2 protein-coding genes are annotated in these 4,708 nt (G+C 67.2%); both read right to left on the bottom strand.

The genetic code is table 11. The annotated features are described in order from the left end of the window. Window positions 1–2,392: type I polyketide synthase (locus DB708_RS03720; RefSeq protein ID WP_133250979.1), on the bottom strand; the 2,392-nt coding region annotated here is incomplete at its 3' end. After that, on the bottom strand, window positions 2,392–4,708 hold a 2,317-nt coding region (locus DB708_RS03715; RefSeq protein WP_133250973.1), incomplete at its 5' end, for a type I polyketide synthase. The genes DB708_RS03715 and DB708_RS03720, both read right to left, overlap by 1 nt.

Below are 4,708 nucleotides of genomic sequence, written 5' to 3'. Positions count from 1 at the left end.
TGGCCCAGTGTTCGGCGTCGAATGCTGCTGGGGGTTGGAGGTTTTCGTAGGTGGTGGAGATGATCGGGATCGATGGGGGTCGTGGGGCCAGGGTGGCTAGTTCGGTGCGCATGGCGGGTTGTAGGGCGTCCATGGCTGGGTTGTGGGGGGCTACTTCGATGTTGACTCGGCTGGCGAACCGGTTTTGGCTGCGTACCTTGTCGATGAGGGCTTCGATTCCGTCGGTGGGTCCCGAGATCACGGTTTGGCGTGGCGAGTTGTAGATGCCGAGTGTGATGTGGGGGTGATCGGCGATCAGCGCCTCGGTTGCGGCCACATCAAGTTCCAGCAGGGCCATGCCGCCTTGGCCGGATAGGGGTGCCATCAGCCGCGAGCGGGTGGCGGTGACGCGTAGTCCCTCGGCGGGGGTCAGGGCGCCGGCGACGACGGCCGCGGCGACTTCGCCCATGGAGTGCCCGATGACCAGGTCTGGGGTGACGCCGTGGGAGCGCCAGAGTTCGGTCAGGGCCAGTTGCATGCCGATCAGGCCGAGCTGGATTTGTTCGATGCCGTCGAGTGGCTTGGCGGTGGCGATCACGTCGTGCAGTGAGAATCCGGCCTCGGCAACGAATGTCGGCTCGAGTTCGTTGACGGCGGCGGCGAACGCGGGTTCGTCGGTCAGCAGTCGTTGGCCCATGCCGGCCCATTGCGAGCCGCGTCCGGAGTAGACGAACACGGTGCCCGGCCCGCCGGTGCCTTCGTGGGGGCCGACCACGCCGGGGGCGTGCTGTCCGGCGGCCAGGGCGCGAAGACCGTCTATGGCGTGGGTGCGGTCGCGGGCGACGACGGTGGCGAACTTGGCTTGGCGGGCCCGGTGATGGTTGACGGTGTGCGCGACATCGGCCAACCCCACCTGAGACCCGGCGCCTTGCATCCAGTCGGCCAGCACCGACGCCGTCACCGCCACCCGCTGCGCCGTCTTACCCGACACCACCAACGTCGACACCCCCGGCTCGGGCAGTGCCCGACGACGCGGCGCGAGTTCGGGCCCCTCTTCGACGATTGCGTGGGCGTTGGTGCCGCCCAGGCCAAACGACGACACGGCCGCGCGGCGCGGACCGGAATCCGTTGGCCACGCGATATTTTCGACCGGAACAAACAGTCGCGTCGGTGTTGCGTCGATGGCTGGATTCCACTGCGAGAAGTGCAGGTTCGGTGGAATCTGGCCGCGCTGCACCGCGAGCACCGCCTTGATGAACCCGGCTACTCCCGACGCCGCCTCGAGATGGCCGATGTTGGTCTTCACCGCTCCCAGCGCACACTTGCCTTCGCCGCGGCCATAGGTGGCGGCCAGCGCCTCGAACTCGATCGGGTCTCCGAGAGCCGTTCCGGTGCCGTGACTTTCGACGTAGTGCACGCTTTCTGGTGCGACATCGGCGGCGCGCAACGCGTCGGCGATCACGTCGCATTGAGCCGCGGTGTTCGGCGCGGTGATGCCATTGGAGCGGCCATCCTGGTTGACGGCCGAACCGCGAACCACTGCCAGTACCCGATCGCAGTCACGCAGGGCGTCGGTCAACCGCTTGAGCACCACCACCCCGGCACCCTCACCACGCACAAAGCCGTCCGCCGCCGCATCGAAGGTGGCGCACCGGCCATGCGGAGAGAGCAGCCCCCACGCCGAGATGGCGATTTGGGTTTCGGGGCGCAGCGTCACGCTGACGCCACCGGCCAACGCCAGATCGCTTTCGCGCGACCGCAAGCTTTGGCAGGCCAGGTGGATCGCCGACAACGAGGAAGAGCACGCGGTGTCGACGGCTACGGCCGGGCCGCGCAACCCTAACAGATAGGAGATCCGGCCGGCGGTGATGCTGTGCGAGTTGCCGGTTCCGGTGTAGGCATCCACGCTTTCGGGGCTGCTGGCCACCATGGACTGGTACTCGTTGAAGTAGGCGCCCATCATTACGCTGGTTCGGGTGCCGCTGAGCGAATCCGTGGGGATGCCGGCATGTTCGAGGGCTTCCCACGCGACCTCGAGCAGCATCCGCTGCTGCGGGTCCATCGACGCGGCTTCGCGGGGGGTGATCCCGAAGAACTCGGCGTCGAATCCCGCGATGTCGGGGACGAAGCCGCCCCACTTCGTCGTCATGTGTCCGGGCGTCAACGGGTCGGCGTCGTAGAAGGCCTCGGCGTCCCACCGGTCCGGCGGAATATCGGAGATGGCGTTGCGGCTCTCGACCATGAGCTCCCAGAAGCTCTCCGGGTCGGTCACATTTCCGGGGAAACGACATCCCATCCCCACCACCGCGACCGGTTCGGCCGTGGCCATGCGCGCGGCCCGGGAGAACTCTTCGGACAAGGCCGTGCGTTGTTGCGTCGTCATACCCACGATGCGGCTGAACACACTCGGCATTACGCGGGCTCCTCGGCGGCCACAGGCGATGACTCGATGCGGTCGAACAAACTGTCCAATGTGCTTCCTGCCGAAGCGGACAGCTCCGCGATCTGATCACTTCCTGAATCCGCCTGTGGCGCAACTACGTTCGCAAGGTAGTTCGCCAGGGATGCGACGGTTGGGTGGTTGAACAGCATGGTGGCGGACAATTCGATGCCCGCGAGGACCTCGGCTTCGCGTCGAATCGCCATCGCCATCAGTGAGTTGAGGCCCAGCTCGGCCAGCGGACGATCGGCCTCCAGCTCGGACTCAGGGATCCGCAGTTCGCGGGCGACGATATCGCGCAGACCGGTTTCCAGCTCGGTGCGGATCTGCTGCGGCGACAGATGCGACCAATCCCGTGCCGCAACCAGCGATGCGCCCGCAGCGTCGTGGAGCAAGTCGTCGACGATGCGCAGCGATCCGCGGGTCCGGTAGGCGTCCGCCAGCAGCGGCCAATCCGCGTCGACGACAACGGAATGCACTCCGGCGGCCGAGCTCATCACGACCGGCAGCGCCCCGATGGCGATCCCGTCCTCCATCGGCAGCAGGCCGGAACCCACGCTGACCTGGCTGGCGTTGTCTTGCGCGTCGGCCAGCGATTTCCACAGTCCCCAGTTGACCGTGGTGGCCGACAGCCCCATCACGCGGCGCGCATAGGCAAGCGCGTCCAGGAAGCCGCTGGTGGCGGTGTAGTGGGCAAGCCAGCGCGAGCCGGTCAGGCCGGAGATCGAGGAGAACAGCACGAAATGGCGCACCTTTGTTTTCAGCGACAGCCGGTGTAGCACCGCGGCGGCGTCCAGCTTGGGTGCGAACATCGCGGTCACGTCGTCGTCGGTCATCTCGCTGAGCAACACCGGGCCGCCGGCGAAGGCCGCCAGATAGATGCCTTCCAGTGGTGGCAAGTCGGCGCCGAACCGGTCGAACAGCGTGTTCATCGCAGTCTCGTCGGTGGCGTCCGCCGCCACCGTGACGAGGTCTGTGCCTTGTGCCGCAAGGCCTTCGGTCAGAGCATGCAGCCGCTGGCCGGGGTTGCGCGAGACCGCGACAATGGTCTTGGCACCCATCTGGGCAAGCTGTCGGATCAGGTGCGGGCCGATGTTGCCGGTCGCGCCGACGACGAGCTGACAGGTATTGGCATCCAGCGTCACCGGCGACTGCGCCGGCACGGCACGCCGTTGCAGCCGCGGCACATGGCGCACGCCCCACCGGTAGACGACCTGATCTTCGGCGTCGCCGGCGTTGACTTCACCCAGCACCTGGGGCGCCGCCAGTTCGGCGGGCAGCGAGCCGTCCAGATCGATGATGCCGCCCCAGATTTCGGGGTGCTCGAGCGCGAGTGTTCGGCCCAGGCCCCACAGCACCCCGTGGCCGGGGTTAGCGTGATCGCCCTCCGAGACGGGTTGGGCGTTGCGGGTGACGATGAACAACTTGGCCGCCGAGGTGCCGGCAGCCATCGCGGCAACCAGGCGGCGAACCTGCCCGAACAGCTGGTAAGCCACACCCGCATCGACGGACCTGCCCGCCGGCGGCGCGTAGAGCACATGGTCGACACCGTGCAGCGCCGCGGCCAATGCGGCCGCGTCCTCGAGCACCGAGGACTGCGCGACGTCGACGCGGCATTGCGAACCCGCGATCCGGGCGAGCTCCTCGCCCAGCTCGGCATCGGAGAGCACCAGCCACCGGCCGGTACCGGCAAGCGCGGCGCCGGCCAGCGGGGCGGCCGGCCATGCCATCTGGTAGCACCAGGAGTCCAGTGCGCCGCCCAGATAATCGGACGGTGTCGGGGCCGGAGCCGGCAAAGGTAAACCGGGGTGGCGCAACGTCTTTGGCGTCGGCGCTGCCGCCTTGGTCACGGGAATCCAGTGGTGGGTGTGGTGCCACGGGGTGGTGGGGATCTGGGGGTGTGGTTCGGGTGGATGCGGAGTCTGCGGCGGATGAGTGGTGCGCACCCTGTTCAGGTTGGTGCGGAAGGTGATGGCGTCGTCGCTATCACGCTGCAGCGTCCCGACGCAGGCGTACTTGGTTCCGTGCTGGGCGCTGTGCAGGGTTTCCAGCACGGCTTGGGTGAGTAGTGGGTGGGCGCTGATCTCGATGAAGGTGTGGTAGGGACCACCGGCTTCGCTGGAGGCATGAGTGATGGCTTGTTGGAAGTGGACGGGGTTGCGCATGTTGGTGGCCCAGTGTTCGGCGTCGAATGCTGCTGGGGGTTGGAGGTTTTCGTAGGTGGTGGAGATGATCGGGATCGATGGGGGTCGTGGGGCCAGGGTGGCTAGTTCGGTGCGCATGGCGGGT

It is taken from the genome of Mycobacterium montefiorense (genome assembly GCF_003112775.1).
Classification (GTDB): Bacteria; Actinomycetota; Actinomycetes; order Mycobacteriales; family Mycobacteriaceae; genus Mycobacterium; species Mycobacterium montefiorense.
The sequence above is the reverse complement of the archived record's forward strand: the minus strand, read 5'-3'. Positions and strand labels throughout refer to the sequence as shown.